Origin of the sequence: Roseovarius sp. MBR-6, assembly GCF_040547525.1 — a bacterium.
Lineage (GTDB): Bacteria > Pseudomonadota > Alphaproteobacteria > Rhodobacterales > Rhodobacteraceae > Roseovarius.
This window is the reverse complement of the sequence record NZ_JBEPPW010000003.1, coordinates 211,482-223,669: the sequence shown is the minus strand read 5'-3', so window position 1 is coordinate 223,669 and position 12,188 is coordinate 211,482. Positions and strand designations below refer to the sequence as shown.

16 protein-coding genes and 1 tRNA gene are annotated in these 12,188 nt (G+C 64.3%); 10 read left to right on the top strand and 7 right to left on the bottom strand.

Annotated features, from left to right (window positions below):
- Position 1 precedes the first annotated feature (1 nt).
- The 3 genes from gcvH to ABIE57_RS05660 all read left to right on the top strand — a co-directional run bounded on the left by gcvH (position 2) and on the right by ABIE57_RS05660 (position 3,496).
- Complete coding sequence (gene gcvH / locus ABIE57_RS05670; protein ID WP_354538039.1) at positions 2-361, top strand: glycine cleavage system protein GcvH; 360 nt, start codon at positions 2-4, stop codon at positions 359-361.
- 100 nt (positions 362-461) lie between these two features.
- Positions 462-3,311 carry an aminomethyl-transferring glycine dehydrogenase gene (gene gcvP / locus ABIE57_RS05665; RefSeq protein WP_354538038.1) on the top strand — a complete coding sequence of 950 codons (2,850 nt, stop codon included), beginning with the start codon at positions 462-464 and terminating at the stop codon, positions 3,309-3,311.
- Between the two features lie 111 nt (positions 3,312-3,422).
- A tRNA-Cys gene (locus tag ABIE57_RS05660) sits at positions 3,423-3,496 on the top strand.
- 87 nt (positions 3,497-3,583) lie between these two features.
- Here the strand turns inward: ABIE57_RS05660 and ABIE57_RS05655 are convergent.
- Positions 3,584-4,189, bottom strand: coding sequence for a thermonuclease family protein (locus tag ABIE57_RS05655; protein ID WP_354538037.1), 606 nt, complete (start codon positions 4,187-4,189; stop codon positions 3,584-3,586).
- Between the two features lie 210 nt (positions 4,190-4,399).
- Positions 4,400-5,560 carry a pyridoxal phosphate-dependent aminotransferase gene (locus tag ABIE57_RS05650; protein ID WP_354538036.1) on the bottom strand — a complete coding sequence of 387 codons (1,161 nt, stop codon included), beginning with the start codon at positions 5,558-5,560 and terminating at the stop codon, positions 4,400-4,402.
- A gap of 55 nt (positions 5,561-5,615) precedes the next feature.
- On the opposite strand from ABIE57_RS05650, the gene ABIE57_RS05645 reads away from it, so the two are divergent.
- Positions 5,616-6,395 carry a 23S rRNA (adenine(2030)-N(6))-methyltransferase RlmJ gene (locus tag ABIE57_RS05645; protein WP_354538035.1) on the top strand — a complete coding sequence of 260 codons (780 nt, stop codon included), beginning with the start codon at positions 5,616-5,618 and terminating at the stop codon, positions 6,393-6,395.
- A gap of 97 nt (positions 6,396-6,492) precedes the next feature.
- Entirely contained in the window at positions 6,493-6,783 is a 291-nt protein-coding gene (locus ABIE57_RS05640; protein WP_354538034.1) for a hypothetical protein, read from the top strand.
- Between the two features lie 16 nt (positions 6,784-6,799).
- On the opposite strand, the gene ABIE57_RS05635 is transcribed toward ABIE57_RS05640, so the two are convergent.
- The 3 genes from ABIE57_RS05635 to ABIE57_RS05625 form a co-directional block, all read right to left on the bottom strand.
- A complete protein-coding gene (locus ABIE57_RS05635; protein WP_354537118.1) occupies positions 6,800-7,006 on the bottom strand; it encodes a cold-shock protein in 207 nt (68 codons plus the stop codon).
- A gap of 131 nt (positions 7,007-7,137) precedes the next feature.
- Complete coding sequence (locus tag ABIE57_RS05630) at positions 7,138-7,719, bottom strand: DUF1523 family protein (protein WP_354538033.1); 582 nt, start codon at positions 7,717-7,719, stop codon at positions 7,138-7,140.
- Positions 7,720-7,732: 13 nt separating this feature from the next.
- Entirely contained in the window at positions 7,733-7,999 is a 267-nt protein-coding gene (locus ABIE57_RS05625; protein ID WP_354538032.1) for a hypothetical protein, read from the bottom strand.
- 118 nt (positions 8,000-8,117) lie between these two features.
- Here ABIE57_RS05625 and ABIE57_RS05620 point away from each other — a divergent pair, with 118 nt between their 5' ends.
- Positions 8,118-8,672 (top strand): hypothetical protein, encoded by a 555-nt coding sequence (locus ABIE57_RS05620; protein WP_354538031.1) that lies wholly within the window; start codon positions 8,118-8,120, stop codon positions 8,670-8,672.
- Positions 8,673-8,708: 36 nt separating this feature from the next.
- Complete coding sequence (locus ABIE57_RS05615) at positions 8,709-9,524, top strand: cyclase family protein (RefSeq protein WP_354538030.1); 816 nt, start codon at positions 8,709-8,711, stop codon at positions 9,522-9,524.
- A 22-nt stretch (positions 9,525-9,546) separates the two neighbouring features.
- On the opposite strand, the gene ABIE57_RS05610 is transcribed toward ABIE57_RS05615, so the two are convergent.
- On the bottom strand, positions 9,547-9,774 hold the full coding sequence (locus ABIE57_RS05610; RefSeq protein ID WP_354538029.1) for a DUF1150 family protein: 228 nt from the start codon (positions 9,772-9,774) through the stop codon (positions 9,547-9,549).
- Positions 9,775-9,780: 6 nt separating this feature from the next.
- Positions 9,781-10,194, bottom strand: coding sequence for an Hsp20 family protein (locus ABIE57_RS05605; protein ID WP_354538028.1), 414 nt, complete (start codon positions 10,192-10,194; stop codon positions 9,781-9,783).
- A 163-nt stretch (positions 10,195-10,357) separates the two neighbouring features.
- On the opposite strand from ABIE57_RS05605, the gene ABIE57_RS05600 reads away from it, so the two are divergent.
- From ABIE57_RS05600 to ABIE57_RS05590, 3 genes are read left to right on the top strand one after another with little or no spacing between them, the layout of a single operon-like run.
- Positions 10,358-10,582, top strand: a complete 225-nt coding sequence (locus ABIE57_RS05600) for a YdcH family protein (RefSeq protein WP_354538027.1) — start codon at positions 10,358-10,360, stop codon at positions 10,580-10,582.
- Between the two features lie 46 nt (positions 10,583-10,628).
- Positions 10,629-11,117 (top strand): 5-(carboxyamino)imidazole ribonucleotide mutase, encoded by a 489-nt coding sequence (gene purE / locus ABIE57_RS05595; RefSeq protein WP_354538026.1) that lies wholly within the window; start codon positions 10,629-10,631, stop codon positions 11,115-11,117.
- Positions 11,110-12,186, top strand: a complete 1,077-nt coding sequence (locus tag ABIE57_RS05590; RefSeq protein WP_354538025.1) for a 5-(carboxyamino)imidazole ribonucleotide synthase — start codon at positions 11,110-11,112, stop codon at positions 12,184-12,186. The genes purE and ABIE57_RS05590 overlap by 8 nt, the downstream gene beginning before the upstream one ends.
- Positions 12,187-12,188: the final 2 nt, after the last annotated feature.

Genomic DNA, 12,188 nt, shown 5'->3' with positions numbered 1-12,188 from the left:
GATGAAATTCACCGAAGAACACGAATGGCTGCGCGTCGAGGGCGATCTTGTCGTCGTCGGCATCACCGAACACGCCGCCGAGCAACTGGGCGATGTGGTCTTTGTCGACCTGCCCGAGGTGGGCAAGGCCGTCACCAAGGATGACGAGGTCGTGGTGATCGAAAGCGTCAAGGCCGCCTCTGACATCCTCGCGCCCATTGATGGCGAGATCGTCGAAGTGAACGAGATGCTGGCCGACGAGCCGGGCAAGGTCAACGACGATCCGATGGGCGATGCCTGGTTCTTCAAGATCAAGCCCGAAGACCTGAGCCAGATGGATGAATACCTCGACGAGGCGGCCTACAAGGCCCTCATCGGTTAGGCGCGTTTCCCGCCGGGGGGTGCCTCCGGCGGGGATATTTTCGGCAAGATGAAGCGAGGCGCGCCGCGCGTCTCGGGACCTATGCGTTATGGAGAGTGCGATGCCCTTCAAGCCCACCGATTACCTGCCCTATGATTTCGCCAACCGCCGCCATATCGGCCCCTCGCCCAAGGAAATGGCGGGGATGCTCAACGTGCTGGGGGTGGGCAGCCTCGATGCGCTCATCGACGAGACGGTGCCGAAATCCATCCGGCAGGCGGCACCGCTCGATTTCGGCAAGGCCAAATCCGAAAGCGAGCTTTTGCACCACATGCGGATCGTGGCGTCGAAAAATCAGGTGCTGACCTCGCTCATCGGGCAAGGCTATCACGGCACGGTCACACCGCCCGCGATCCAGCGCAATATCCTGGAAAACCCCGCCTGGTATACCGCCTATACCCCCTATCAGCCGGAAATCAGCCAGGGCCGGCTGGAGGCGCTGCTGAATTTCCAGACCATGGTGAGCGATCTCACGGGGCTGGAAATTGCCAATGCCTCGCTTCTGGATGAGGCGACGGCGGCGGCCGAGGCGATGACCATGGCGCAGCGCGTGGCCAAGTCCAAGGCGCGGGCGTTCTTTGTCGATGAGAACTGCCACCCGCAGAATATCGCCGTCATGCAGACCCGCGCCGCGCCGCTGGGGATAGAGGTGATCGTGGGCGCGCCCGAGGCGCTGGAGGCCGAGAAGGTCTTTGGCGCGATTTTCCAGTATCCGGGCACGCATGGCCATCTGCGCGATTTCTCGGGTGAGATCGCGGCGCTGCATGAGGCGGGTGCGATCGGCATCGTGATCGCCGACCCGCTGGCGCTGACGCTGCTGAAAGAGCCGGGCGCCATGGGCGCGGATATTGCCGTGGGCAGCACGCAGCGCTTTGGCGTGCCGGTGGGCTATGGCGGGCCGCACGCGGCCTATATGGCCTGCCGCGACGCCATGAAGCGTGCCATGCCGGGGCGGATCGTCGGTGTCTCCATCGACAGCCACGGCAACCGCGCCTATCGCCTGTCCCTGCAGACCCGCGAGCAGCATATCCGCCGCGAGAAGGCCACCTCGAACGTGTGCACCGCGCAGGCGCTTCTGGCGGTCATGGCCTCGATGTATGCGGTGTTTCACGGCCCCGAGGGCCTCAAGGCCATCGCGCAACGCATCCACCGCAAGACCGTGCGGCTGGCCAAGGGGCTGGAAGCGGCGGGGTTCAAGGTGGAGCCGAAGGCGTTTTTCGACACGATCACGGTGGATGTGGGCCTGTTGCAGCGCGGCGTGCTGCAATCGGCGGTGCGCGAGGGTGTGAACCTGCGCCGGGTGGACGAGACGAAGATCGGTATCACGCTTGACGAGCGCACCCGCACCAAGACCGTCGAGGCGGTCTGGCGTGCCTTTGGCATCGTCATGGAGGACAGCGATTTCCGCGCCGAATACCGCCTGCCCGAGGCGCTGGCGCGCGACAGCGATTACCTCACCCATCCGATCTTTCACATGAACCGGGCCGAGACCGAGATGATGCGCTACATGCGCCGTCTGGCGGATCGCGATCTGGCGCTCGACCGCGCGATGATCCCGCTGGGAAGTTGCACGATGAAGCTCAATTCCGCCGCCGAGATGATGCCGGTCAGCTGGCGGGAATTCTCGCTCCTGCACCCCTTCGCCCCCGCCGATCAGGCGATCGGTTACAAGGAGATGATCGACGATCTGAGCGCCAAGCTTTGTGATATCACCGGCTATGCCGCGATTTCCATGCAGCCCAATTCCGGCGCGCAGGGCGAATATGCGGGCCTTCTGACCATCGCCGCGTATCATCGCGCGCAAGGTCAGGGCCATCGCAAGGTCTGCCTGATCCCGGTCAGCGCCCATGGCACCAACCCCGCGAGCGCGCAGATGGTGGGCTGGGATGTGGTGGTGGTCAAATCCGCCGAGAATGGCGATATCGACGTGGAGGATTTCCGCGCCAAGGCCGAGAAACACTCGGACAACCTTGCCGGGTGCATGATTACCTATCCCTCTACCCATGGCGTGTTCGAGGAGACGGTGCGCGATCTCTGCGAGATCACCCATAGCCATGGCGGGCAGGTCTATATCGACGGGGCCAACATGAACGCCATGGTGGGTCTGTCGCGCCCCGGCGATCTGGGCGGCGATGTGAGCCACCTCAATCTGCACAAGACGTTCTGCATCCCGCATGGCGGCGGCGGTCCGGGCATGGGACCCATCGGTGTCAAGGAACACCTCGTGCCGCATCTGCCCGGTCATCCCGAAACCAGCGGGCAGGAGGGGCCGGTCAGCGCCGCGCCCTATGGCTCGCCCTCGCTTCTGCCGATTTCCTGGGCCTATTGCCTGATGATGGGCGGCGCGGGGCTGACGCAGGCCACGAAGGTGGCGATCCTCAATGCCAATTACATCGCGAAACGGCTGGAGGGGGCTTATGACGTGCTCTACAAGGGCCGCAATGGCCGTGTGGCGCATGAATGCATCCTGGACGTGCGCCCCTTTGCCGAGAGCGCGGGCGTCACCGTCGACGATATCGCCAAGCGCCTGATCGATTGCGGCTTTCACGCGCCGACGATGAGCTGGCCGGTGGCCGGCACGCTGATGGTGGAGCCCACCGAGAGCGAGACGCGCGCCGAACTGGACCGTTTTTGCGACGCGATGCTGGCCATCCGCGAAGAAATCCGCGCCATCGAGGAGGGTCGGATCGACCCGGAGAACAACCCGCTCAAAAACGCGCCGCATACGATGGAGGATCTCGTGCGCGACTGGGACCGCCCCTATAGCCGCGAACAGGGCTGTTTCCCGCCGGGGGCGTTCCGGGTGGACAAATACTGGCCCCCCGTGAACCGCGTGGACAACGTCTATGGCGACCGCCACCTTGTCTGCACCTGCCCGCCGCTCGAGGACTACGCAGAGGCGGCGGAATAGACGAGACGCTGATATTTGCGGCGGGCCGGGACCGGCTCGCACCCGCCGCAAATGCCCGCTTGACCCGCTTGCACAGCCCTGCGCGATGCGGTATCGACACGCACCACGAAAGGCGAGTTGGCGGAGTGGTTACGCAGCGGATTGCAAATCCGTGTACAGGAGTTCGATTCTCCTACTCGCCTCCATTTAAAATCAATAGCTTAGAGAATTTTTCGGTCAGTGCGCAGACATGCGCCTGAAGTTTCCGTTTTTTTCCGTGTGCAAGCACTCAATCACTTATGAAAAACGTTCATATGTCCGCGTTGTCGGGCAGCCGCTTTCCAGTGTTTCTTACGAACGCCTTCAGGTTCCAGGTGGGCATACTTCCCGCCAGAGAACTTGGGCCAGTCGAGCGCCATTCCCCTTCGAACCATCTCCGCGCTCAAATCTCTCCCATCCGGGAGAAAGCAGGTTGCAACCAGGCGATCATACGACAGCTCCGGCTCGATCTGGGCGGTGATGATTTGCCCCTTGCAGAGATTGACCAACTCCCATTTCGCCTTGTTGCCCCACGGATGCTCAAGCTCCGGCGCGTCGATGCCCGCCAAGCGGATACTCACCTCTCCAATTCGAATGGTATCTCCATCAACCACGTAGCACTTACCTGTCAGCGTGGTCTCGTGCGTGTGGCGTGGCGCTGGGGCGGCCTTGGTAGCCCGCTGAGGAGCCGCAACGGGCGATGACGGTTGCGACCGGCGACGACGTTGCGGAAGCGGAGTGACGGTGTCACTGGACCACGGGCTGTCATGACGTTTTGCCGAGCGGCTGAAAAAGAGCGCGCGGATTATCATCCTGAACAAGTTCGATACCTCTAGGCTGATCAACATAGGGTTGGTCATCTGACAACCGACCCAGTTTATGACAAGCGCCAAACGACCGTCAAACCGCTTCTGCGGTGCATACCTACTCGCCTCCATCCGGTTTCAAGGGCTTGGCAGTCATGCCGTGACAGCCCGAAAGCGCGTATCCCAACCATCCGACCGCATGTCTGACCCGGCCCGCTGCTCTGCATCGACGTTTGCGCGGTGCGTGTCGGGGATATCCACCGGTCAGAGGATCGCGCGAATCCGCTCGACTGCGCGGGCGATGTTTTCGGCGGAATTGGCGTAGGAGAAGCGCAGGAACCCCTCACCGCCCGCGCCGAAGGACGTGCCTGCGATCGTCGCGACGCCGGCCTCATCCAGAAACCGGTTCTGCGCCGCCATCGCGCTCATCCCGGTGCCCTCGATATTGGGAAAGGCATAGAACGCCCCGCCCGGATCCGCGCAGCGCATCCCCGGCAGGCTGTTGAGAGCCGCCACGATCAGCCGCCGCCGCGCGTCAAAAGCCGCCATCATCTCGGCCACCGCGTCCTGTGGCCCGGTCAGTGCCGCAAGCCCGGCATATTGCGCGGCCGCATTCACGCAGGAATGATCGTTGATGCAAAGCCGCGTCGCGTGCCCCACTGCCGCCTCGGGCCAGACCGCGTAGCCAAGGCGCCAACCGGTCATGGCATAGGTCTTGGACCAGCCGTCGAGCATGATAAGACGGTCGCGGATCTCGGGATATTGCAAAAGCGAGACGTGGGACCGCCCGTCATAAAGCATGTTCGAATAGATCTCGTCCGAGAGCACCGCCACCTGCGGGTGATCCGCCAGTCCCGCCACCAGCCGGTCCACCTCGGTGCGCGGGGTGACGCCGCCGGTGGGATTGGCGGGGCTGTTGAGGATGAGGAGGCGCGTGCGCGGCGTGATCCGGGCCAGCACCGCCCCGGCGTCGAAGGCAAACCCGTTCTGCTCGCCGAGCGGGATCGGCACCGGCGTGGCCCCCGAGTAGCGGATGACCGACTCGTAGATCGGAAAGCCGGGATCGGGATACATGATCTCGGCACCCGGTTCCCCGAACATCAGCACGGCAAAGAACATCGTCGGCTTGCCCCCCGGCACCACCACGACGTGATCGGGATTGACCTCGACCCCGTGGCGGGCGTGCAGGTCGGCGGCCACCGCCTCGCGCAGGGCGGGCAGGCCGTTGGCGGGGGTATAGCCGTGATGGCCGTCGCGCAGCGCCTTGATCCCGGCCTCGACGATATGCGGCGGGGTGGGAAAATCCGGCTGGCCGATCCCAAGATTGATGATGTCGCGCCCCTCCGCCGCCAGCGCCTGCGCCCGCGCCAGAACGGTAAAGGCGGATTCGGTGCCAAGCCGCGCCATGCCATCCGCAAAGATCATGCCTCGTCCCTCCGTGCCGTCTTTTCCATCGTCCCGGCACCTGCTACCGGGGGTCATGCTCAGCTATCAGCACCATTATCACGCGGGCAACCCCGCCGATGTCCACAAGCACGCGGTGCTGGCGTGGATGCTGGGCTATCTGACCGCCAAGGACAAGCCGCTTACCTATATCGAGACCCATGCCGGGCGCGGGCTCTATGATCTGGGAGACGCGGCCGCGCTCAAGACCGGCGAGGCGGCGGCGGGCATCGGGCGGCTTGAGCAGCGGCTGCCTGCGGATCACGCCTATCGCCGCTGCCTTGACGCGACCCGCGCCGCGCATGGTGCCACCGCCTATCCCGGCTCGCCGCTCATCGCCGCGCAGATGCTGCGCCCCTCGGACCGGCTGCACCTTGCCGAACTGCATCCGGGCGAGAATGCGCGCCTCGTGCAGACCCTGGCAGGGTATCCCGCAACCATCCGTCAGCAGGACGGGATCGCGATGGCCCTCTCGCTCTGCCCGCCCACGCCGCGCCGGGGGCTGGTTCTGGTCGACCCGAGTTACGAGGTGAAGGCCGAGTATGACACCATTCCCGGCGGTCTGGCGCGGATGGCGCGCAAGTGGAATGTGGGCATATTCGTGCTCTGGTATCCGATCCTCACATCCGACAGCCACCGCCCGATGCTGGCCCATCTGGGCGCCGCGTTTCCTGACGGATTTCGCCACGAGGTCCGCTTTGCCCCGGTGCGTGACGGGCATCGCATGACCGGCTCGGGCCTCTTCGTGGTCAACCCGCCCTTCGGCCTTGCCGACGAGGCGGCGCGGCTTGGCGACACGCTCTTTGACGGAGGGTGAGGGGGAGGCCGTGCCCCTCTGACAGGGTCATTATGAATTGACAGGGGCCGCGCATCGCTTACCATCGCGGCAGATTAACCGTATTTGAGGGGGTTTCATGCGTCCGTTTTCCGCGAAGATCATGACCGCGCTGGCGCTTGCCTGTCTGGCAGCACCCGCGCTTGCGCAGGGGCCGCGCGTCTATGCCTATGACAGCACGGCGAATTTCTGCCCTGCCGGGCTTCAACCGGTGAGCATCAACGGCACCATCTGCTGCGGCGTGCCCAATCAGGCGCAAAGCTATCAGGAGGCCATGCGCCACCCGGTGAGCACGCGCATTCACCATGTGGCCCGCAGCGCGCGCCCGCGTTACGACGATTGCCCGCCGGGGTCGAAGGGCTGCAACTGAGCGCGCGGGGTCGCGCTCAGAGCAGCCGCAGGTCCGAGGCCATCTGCCGCCCGTCGCGGCCGTCCCGAAGCTCGAACCCGACTTTCTGATTGTCGGCAAGGCCGGTGAGCCCCGACCGCTCCACCGCCGAGATATGCACGAACACGTCCTTGCCGCCGTCATCGGGGGCGATAAATCCGTACCCTTTTGTGGTATTGAACCATTTCACGGTGCCTGTCGGCATGCCGCTCTCCTTCGTCTGCGCGTCCCCGGGAGTATGCCGGGCCATATGCGCCAGGTCGCAGGCGCACGGCCCGATGATTGCACCGCCATTGTAAAAATCAAGCGAAACCCCGTGACGGGCCGGATGGAGGCTCAGAGCTTGCCCTCGCTCCACTCGCCGCCCTCGGACGCACCCCGATTTGCCCAGAACCGGTTCCAGCGCACCCGGACGGCCCAGTAAAGTGCGGCGAGCGCCACGAGCAGCACGATATTGAACCACGGGATGATGCGTGCCTCGGGCCCCTCGACCTCCCACAGCGCGACCGCGTTGGGATAGATCGACAGGAACTCGTTGCGCCAGCCGTAATGACGGACAGCCACCCATTGCGCGGTCTCGGCATTGCGCTTGGACATCATGTCCGACGCGCGGGCCTGAAGGTTTGAGGTATTGAACTTGAAATAGGGTGGCCAGCCCCAGCCGGTATCCTCGTTGCGATAGATCATCGGACGGTCATTGGCGCGAAACGTCTGGATGAAGAACACGTCGCGCTCGGTGGCCGAGACATTCTCGCCCGTATTCGCATTTGACCAGAAGAGCGCGTTCTCGCCCGGATTGACGCGCTTTTCATAGGTGTCGGTGATCCGCACGATATCGTGCTGCGGCAGCGTATAGTGGAGAAAAGCCACAACCGCCGTCCAGAAAACGATGCGCCAACCCCATTTCAGATAGACCATGTCGAGGGTTCCCTCAGTTGAAATTCGTGAGCCAGATCAGCAGCGTGATCGCTGTCACCGGCAGGATATAGACCAGCCACAGGAGCTTGCGCCTGAGCGAGCGGTCATATTGCGCCATCCCCTCGGCGATATAGGCGTCGCGGTCTCCGGGGCGACCGGCCTCCTGCCAGTCCTGCGCCATCCGGCCGCGCCGCTTTGCCCGAAAATACCACAAGAGGCCGAGGTAAACCCCCGTAAGCAGGATCAGCCCGAAGATCAGCAGACGCATCAGCGCGACCATTCCCGCCCCCTCATGCTGCGGTCTTGCAAACGGGCCGCAGCGCCGTAAACTCGGCCCATGGCACCGACCCATTGCCGGTGTCAGGCACCCTTTTGCATGAAACCCGGAGTATTCGCAAATGACACGTCCGCTTATTGCCGCAACCCTTGTCTTTGGTCTTGCCCTGCCTGCCGGGGCTGATGAGATTTCCGATACGCTGCAAAGCGCGCTTGATGCCTATGGTGAGGGCGACGCGGCCTATGCGCTCGAAGAGCTGGACTATGCCCGACAACTCCTGTTGCAGCTCAAGACCGAGGCGCTGGCGCAATTTCTGCCCGAGGCCCCGGAAGGCTGGACCAGAGAGATCAATACCGAGATGAACGCAGGGCTGGCCATGATGGGCGGCGGCACCGGGACCGAGGCCAGCTATCGGGGCGAGGGCAAGTCCATCACGCTGCAACTCATGGCCGACAATCCCATGGTCGGGGCGCTCGGCGGCATGATCGGGAACGCGGCCCTTTATGGCGCCAAGGTCGAGCGCGTCGGGCGCGAGAAATTCATGGTTCAGGACAGCGAGGTGACAGGGCTGGTCGATAACCGTATCCTCGTCAAGGCGAGCGGCGCAGAGCCGGAGGCGCTTTTGGCGCTGATCGGGACCATCGACATGCGCGCGCTCAAGGAGTTCGGCAAGTAGGATGCGCCTTGCGCGCCAACAGAAGAGGAGAGACCCATGTGTGACGTCTGCATCATCAACGCGGTCAAGGACAGGATGCTGTCGCGGCGCGGCTTTTTCACCGCAGCCGCCTCTGTCGGCGCGGCCACGGCGCTGGCCCCGCTTGGCGCGCCTGCCGCATTGGCCCAGGGCCATGGCAAGGTCGAGGATCTGACCCACACCTATGACGCCGGTTTCCCGACCTATTTCGGTGCGCCCGGCATTTCGGTGGAACAGAATTTCAACTTTGCCGAACACAGCTTCAACCTGATGACGTTGACGGTGAACGAGCATACCGGCACCCATATCGACGCTCCCTTGCATTTCTCTGCCGATGGCGCGTCGGTTGACGAGATCTCCGTGGGTGATCTGGTGGCACCGCTCTGCGTGGTCGATATCGCGGCGCGCGCGGCCGGGGATGCCGATGCTCAGGTGACACCGGAGGACCTCAAGGCGTGGATCGCGCAGCATGGCCCGATCCCGGACGGGGCCTGTGTGGCGCTTCATTCCGGCTGGGGCGCGAAGGTGGGCAGCGATGCGTTCCGCGGTTTCGACGGCGAGAAACAGCATTATCCGGGCTTTCATGTCGAAGCCGCGCAAATGCTGATCGAGGAGACCGGCGCGCGCTCCATCGCCAGCGACACGCTGTCGCTCGATCACGGGATATCGCCGGATTTCGCCACGCATTACGCCTGGTTGCCCACCGGGCGCTTCGGGATCGAGTGCCTTGCCAATCTCGACAAGGTGCCCGCGAGCGGCGCCACCATCGTTGTCGGCGCGCCCAAGCATCGGGGCGGCACCGGGGGTCCGGCGCGCATATTCGCGCTGATCTGACAGGGTGGCGGCAGGGGGCCGGTCAGTGGACCGTGACCGGCTCCATGTCGTTTTGCCGCGCAAGGAAAAAGGCCAGCTTGCGGTCGCGCACCAGTGCAAGACGCTCGCCCTCGGTCGAATGAACCGCGTAGAGCGTTTCCACGCCGTCCAGTTGCGCGCGCACCTCCTCGGGCAACTCGTCCACCTTTACGGGCCGCACATAGACGATGGGCCGCCCGCCCGCCTGTGCCATATCCTGTTTCACATCCATGACCGCTTACCCCTTGTTGATCCTGATCCGTTGCACCACCGGTTCCGGCTCGATCCGCCGCAGATCGACATGCAGCAGGCCGTTTTCCATCACCGCCTCGCCCACCTCGACACCGTCGGCCAGCACGAAGGAGCGCTGGAATTGCCGCGCGGCGATGCCGCGATGAAGAAACAGGCGCTCCTCGCCCGCGTCGGACTGCCGTCCGCGAATGACCAGTTGCCGGTCCTCGACGGTGATCGCCAGATCGTCCTCGGCAAAGCCCGCCACGGCGAGCGTGATGCGATAGGAATTCGCTGAAGTCTGTTCGATATTGAAGGGCGGATAGCCCTCGTTGCCGGATTTCGCGCTGCGTTCGAGCATCCGTTCCAGTTGCTCGAAGCCCAGCAGATAGGGATGCGATCCCAGAGTAAGCTTTGTCATGACACGTCCTTGAGTGTAAGCGACCGTCCTTGGCCCGGACCCCTTGAAAGGCAGCCCGGTGCAGCAAATATGGGGTTGGCAACCGGGCTCTGCAAGTGCTTTGCGGATGCGGAAAAATCCGGTATCGTCGCCTTCCGCAGTGTTTTCAGGGGAATCGCTGACCATGAATGCCTTTGGCGATCTGTCCATGAAGAACGAAGAGGTGCTGCGCGTGGAACTCGAAGAGTTCCGCCGCGAGCATCGCGATCTCGACGAGGCCATCCGCGCGTTGCAGGATCGTGGCACCGCCGATCAACTGACCTTGCAACGGCTCAAGAAAAAGAAGCTCTGGCTGCGTGACACCATCGCCCGGATCGAGGATCGGCTATACCCGGACATCATTGCGTAAGCCCGCGCGATGGCTATAGTGCGCGCTCCAAAGAGAGGGGCGCGGCATGACAGGCGTGAAGGTGGGCATCATCATGGGCAGTCAGTCCGACTGGCCGACCATGCGTGAGGCCGCAGCGGTTCTGGATGAGTTGGGCGTCGCCTACGAGACGCGGATCGTCTCGGCGCATCGCACGCCGGACCGGCTCTGGGAGTATGGCCGCACAGCGGTGGCGAGGGGCCTTCAGGTGATCATCGCGGGCGCGGGCGGGGCGGCGCATCTGCCGGGGATGATGGCCTCCAAGACGCGGGTGCCCGTGATCGGCGTGCCGGTGCAGACACGCGCGCTGTCGGGTGTGGACAGCCTTTATTCCATCGTGCAGATGCCGCGCGGCTTTCCGGTGGCCACCATGGCCATCGGGGCGGCAGGCGCGGCCAATGCCGGGCTGATGGCGGCGGCGATCCTTGCCAATTCCGATCCGGCGCTTGCGCAGCGGCTTGATGATTGGCGCGCGGCGCTCTCGGCCTCGATCCCCGAGGAGCCGCGCGATGACTGAGCCGCTCAGCCCAGGGGCCACCATCGGCATTCTCGGCGGCGGTCAGCTTGGCCGGATGCTGTCTGTCGCGGCCTCCCGCCTCGGCTTCAAGACCTGCATCTTCGAGCCGGGTGGCGATTGTCCCGCCAGCCATGTCAGCAACTACCATGTCAAGGCCGGGTATGACGACGAGGCGGCGCTGCGGCGTTTTGCCGAGAGCGTCGATGTGATCACCTACGAGTTCGAGAACATCCCCACGACCGCGCTCGATGTGCTCGAGGGCCTGCGCCCCGTGCGCCCCAACCGCCGCGCGCTCAGGGCCAGCCAGGATCGGCTGGTGGAGAAGGCGTTCCTCACGGATATCGGTCTGGCCACCGCGCCCTTTGCAGCCGTGGATGACCCCGAGGACATGGCCGAGGCGCTGGCCGAGATCGGCATGCCCGGTATCCTCAAGACCCGCCGTTTCGGCTATGACGGCAAGGGGCAGGCGCGTATCCATACGCATGAGGAGGCCGAGGCCGCGCTTGCCGCCATGAACGGGCAACCGGCGATCTACGAGGGGTTCGTGACCTTCTCGCACGAGGTTTCGGTCATCGCCGCGCGCGGGGTGTCGGGCGAGGTGGCCTGTTATGATCCGGGCGAGAATGTTCATGAGGGCGGTATCCTGCGCACCACCACGGTGCCCGCGCGCCTGACCACGGCGCAGCGCACCGATGCCGTGCTGCTGGCGGGCAAGATCCTCAACGCGCTCGATTATGTCGGTGTCATGGGGGTGGAGCTGTTCGTCACCCCCGGCGGCCTCATCGTGAACGAGATCGCGCCGCGTGTGCACAATTCCGGCCACTGGACGCAGGCAGGCTGCGCCATCGACCAGTTCGAGCAGCATATCCGCGCGGTGGCGGGCTGGCCGCTTGGCGACGGGGCGCGCCACTCGGACGTGGTGATGGAAAACCTCATCGGCGACGATATGGACCGGCTGCCCGATCTCATGCGCGATCCGCGCGCGGCGCTGCATCTCTACGGCAAGGCCGAGGTCAAGCCGGGGCGCAAGATGGGCCATGTCAACCGCGTGACCGGTTCGGGCGGCTGAGG

What these genes read in the sequence shown, in the direction of transcription:
- ABIE57_RS05645 (WP_354538035.1), top strand. Translation starts at nt 5,616, where the DNA reads ATGCTCAGCTATCAGCACCATTATCACGCGGGCAACCCCGCCGATGTC.
- ABIE57_RS05640 (WP_354538034.1), top strand. Translation starts at nt 6,493, where the DNA reads ATGCGTCCGTTTTCCGCGAAGATCATGACCGCGCTGGCGCTTGCCTGT.
- ABIE57_RS05610 (WP_354538029.1), bottom strand. Translation starts at nt 9,774, where the DNA reads ATGGATGTGAAACAGGATATGGCACAGGCGGGCGGGCGGCCCATCGTC.
- gcvH (WP_354538039.1), top strand. Translation starts at nt 2, where the DNA reads ATGAAATTCACCGAAGAACACGAATGGCTGCGCGTCGAGGGCGATCTT.
- ABIE57_RS05625 (WP_354538032.1), bottom strand. Translation starts at nt 7,999, where the DNA reads ATGGTCGCGCTGATGCGTCTGCTGATCTTCGGGCTGATCCTGCTTACG.
- ABIE57_RS05635 (WP_354537118.1), bottom strand. Translation starts at nt 7,006, where the DNA reads ATGCCGACAGGCACCGTGAAATGGTTCAATACCACAAAAGGGTACGGA.
- ABIE57_RS05600 (WP_354538027.1), top strand. Translation starts at nt 10,358, where the DNA reads ATGAATGCCTTTGGCGATCTGTCCATGAAGAACGAAGAGGTGCTGCGC.
- ABIE57_RS05630 (WP_354538033.1), bottom strand. Translation starts at nt 7,719, where the DNA reads ATGGTCTATCTGAAATGGGGTTGGCGCATCGTTTTCTGGACGGCGGTT.
- ABIE57_RS05615 (WP_354538030.1), top strand. Translation starts at nt 8,709, where the DNA reads ATGTGTGACGTCTGCATCATCAACGCGGTCAAGGACAGGATGCTGTCG.
- ABIE57_RS05620 (WP_354538031.1), top strand. Translation starts at nt 8,118, where the DNA reads ATGACACGTCCGCTTATTGCCGCAACCCTTGTCTTTGGTCTTGCCCTG.
- ABIE57_RS05650 (WP_354538036.1), bottom strand. Translation starts at nt 5,560, where the DNA reads ATGATCTTTGCGGATGGCATGGCGCGGCTTGGCACCGAATCCGCCTTT.
- ABIE57_RS05605 (WP_354538028.1), bottom strand. Translation starts at nt 10,194, where the DNA reads ATGACAAAGCTTACTCTGGGATCGCATCCCTATCTGCTGGGCTTCGAG.
- gcvP (WP_354538038.1), top strand. Translation starts at nt 462, where the DNA reads ATGCCCTTCAAGCCCACCGATTACCTGCCCTATGATTTCGCCAACCGC.
- purE (WP_354538026.1), top strand. Translation starts at nt 10,629, where the DNA reads ATGACAGGCGTGAAGGTGGGCATCATCATGGGCAGTCAGTCCGACTGG.
- ABIE57_RS05590 (WP_354538025.1), top strand. Translation starts at nt 11,110, where the DNA reads ATGACTGAGCCGCTCAGCCCAGGGGCCACCATCGGCATTCTCGGCGGC.
- ABIE57_RS05655 (WP_354538037.1), bottom strand. Translation starts at nt 4,189, where the DNA reads ATGACCAACCCTATGTTGATCAGCCTAGAGGTATCGAACTTGTTCAGG.